At 75.6% G+C, this 2,169-nt stretch carries 4 protein-coding genes; 2 read left to right on the top strand and 2 right to left on the bottom strand.

The features are described from left to right. Window positions 1-194: hypothetical protein (locus VGR37_04185; protein HEV2146593.1), on the top strand; the 194-nt coding region annotated here is incomplete at its 5' end. A 76-nt stretch (window positions 195-270) separates the two neighbouring features. Next, a complete protein-coding gene (locus tag VGR37_04180) occupies window positions 271-1,089 on the top strand; it encodes a helix-turn-helix domain-containing protein (GenBank protein ID HEV2146592.1) in 819 nt (272 codons plus the stop codon). A gap of 95 nt (window positions 1,090-1,184) precedes the next feature. On the opposite strand, the gene VGR37_04175 is transcribed toward VGR37_04180, so the two are convergent. Then, complete coding sequence (locus VGR37_04175) at window positions 1,185-1,511, bottom strand: hypothetical protein (protein ID HEV2146591.1); 327 nt, start codon at window positions 1,509-1,511, stop codon at window positions 1,185-1,187. A gap of 11 nt (window positions 1,512-1,522) precedes the next feature. Beyond that, window positions 1,523-2,169: tetratricopeptide repeat protein (locus VGR37_04170; protein ID HEV2146590.1), on the bottom strand; the 647-nt coding region annotated here is incomplete at its 5' end.

Below are 2,169 nucleotides of genomic sequence, written 5' to 3'. Positions count from 1 at the left end.
GCCGTGCGCTGGAGGTCGCCTCGGGGCGCGGGGAGGCGAAGGCCCGCCACGCAGCCGAGGCGGTGCTGGAGTCCGTGCGCAGCCGCGTGGTCGCGGCCCCGTCCGCCGCCCCGTCACGGGCCGCCGCCGCCCAGGACGCGGACGCGCTCGCCGCGGACCTGGTCCGCTCGCTGAGCCAGACCGCCGCAGGATGAAGTTACTCGCCCGGAGGTCCGAGCCTTCTTCCAGGGCCTCCGAACCGCACGCTCCCCAACCGCCCTTCTTGCTGCCATGAAGATTGGAGCCCGACCGCTGGTCGTCCTGCACTGGGACGAGGAGTTCCGCGAGCGCATCCGCCGCATCTCGGAGCGAGACTACGTCTTCCAGGCGGTCCCGGACTGGGAGTCGCTGCGCGAGGCGGTGCGGGACTCTCCGCCCTCGGCGCTGGTGGTGGTGGATCCGTACTCCGACACCAACGGCCGGAGCGGGCCCTCCGCCGCGCTCCGCTCCCTGCTGGTGGAGTTCCCCTCGTGCGCGGTGTTCGCCGCCTTCGACGTGACGCCGGACCGCTTCGACGACCTGCGCACGCTGGGCAAGTGGGGGGTGGTGGAGGTGGTCTCGCTGGACCACGACGACACCCAGCTCGCGCTGCTGAAGCGCTTCCGGCAGTCGCAGGGGCGGCCGCTCCGGGCGCTGCTGGAGCAGGTGCTCCCCCCCGACACCCCGGGGCGCGCGCGCGCCATCCTGGACGCGGCCGCGGAGGTGGTGGCGGTCGGCGGCCACGGGCGCGACCTGGCGAAGTCGCTCTACCTGTCCCGCCGGACGCTGCTGCGCTGGTGCGAGCGGGCGGAGCTCCCGCCGCCGCGCAAGCTGCTGGCGTGGATGCGGATCCTGCTCGCCGCCGAGCTCCTGGACGACCCGGGCCGCACCGTGCTCAGCGTCGCCCACGCCTGCGGCTACTCGTCCGACAGCGGTCTGCGCCGGGTGACCCAGAAGTTCCTGGGGACCAGCCCCACCACCCTGCGCGAGAAGGGCGCCTTCTCCCGCGCCTCCGCGGCGTTCCTCAAGGTGCTCGCCAAGTACCGCAAGGGGCAGGTGCTCGGGGTCTGAACGACCCCCTCCCCCGGCCCCTCCCCGCAAGGGGGAGGGGAGCACGACAAACGGCGCCCCCACCGGGATCTCCCGGCAGGGGCGCCGTTTCGCACTCACGCACTCACGCACTCCGTCCGCACCCACTCGATCCGCCGGTGGCGGGTCGCGCCGAAGGCTTCGCGCAGGCGGCGCAGGGCTTCGCGGCGGGCCTCGTCGGGGGTGCCGGCGTCCACCGGGACGGTGGCGGTGAGGGCGTAGGCCACGGCGAACTCCTCCACGATCCGGCCGGCCGCCTCCACGCGCCGCACCTCCGAGACGTCCACGCGGGCGTCCGGCCAGGCGCGGAGCAGCTCCTTCTCCACCTGGTGCTCGGCGTCGCCCAGGCCGTAGGCGGGGACCTCGGCGCGCCCGCGCCCCTCCGCCCGGACGGCGTAGCGCACGGCCCGCTCCGCTACGGGATGATGATGGTGTCGCGGGGAGAGGCCCGGCGCGGCTGGGCCGGCGGCGGGGGCGGCTCCTGCGGCAGCAGCTGGGGCACGGTGTCCAGCGGGAGGGTGTCCGGGCGCGCGACGAGTGCGTCCCGGAGCGCGCGGACCCGCTGCTCCGCCACCTGCCTTCCGCGCTCGAAGGTGCTCAGCTCGATGTAGCGCTCCAGCGCGGCGATGGCCCCGGTGGTGTCGCCCGCGGCCAGGGCGGCGTCGGCCAGCTGGTTGTACGAGACCACGCGCCCGGGGTCGAGCGAGACCGACCGGCGGAGCTGCGCCAGCGCCTCGTCCGGCCGTCCCAGCCGCAGGAGGGCGGAGCCCAGGTTGCCGTGGAACTCCGCGTTGTCGGGCGCGAGCTGCACCGCGCGCTCGAACTGCGCCAGCGCGGTGGCGTAGTCGCCCTGCTCCATGAAGCGGAGCCCCTCCTGGTTGGCGACCAGCGCGTCCACCGCCTCCGCGCCCGGCGCCAGGGTGTCGGCGGCCAGGGTGTCCGCGGGGATGCTGTCGGGGAGCTCGTCCAGCGGCCGTCCCGCCGTCCGGGGCTCCCGCTGCGTGCCCACCCACCAGGCGAAGGCCCCGCCGCCCAGCAGGAGCAGGAGGAGCGCCCACAGCC

This window comes from Longimicrobiaceae bacterium (assembly GCA_035936415.1).
Classification (GTDB): Bacteria; Gemmatimonadota; Gemmatimonadetes; order Longimicrobiales; family Longimicrobiaceae; genus JAFAYN01.
Note: the sequence above shows the minus strand (reverse complement) of the source record. Positions and strands in the feature narration are given on the sequence as shown.

What these genes read in the sequence shown, in the direction of transcription:
- VGR37_04180 (HEV2146592.1), top strand. Translation starts at nt 271, where the DNA reads ATGAAGATTGGAGCCCGACCGCTGGTCGTCCTGCACTGGGACGAGGAG.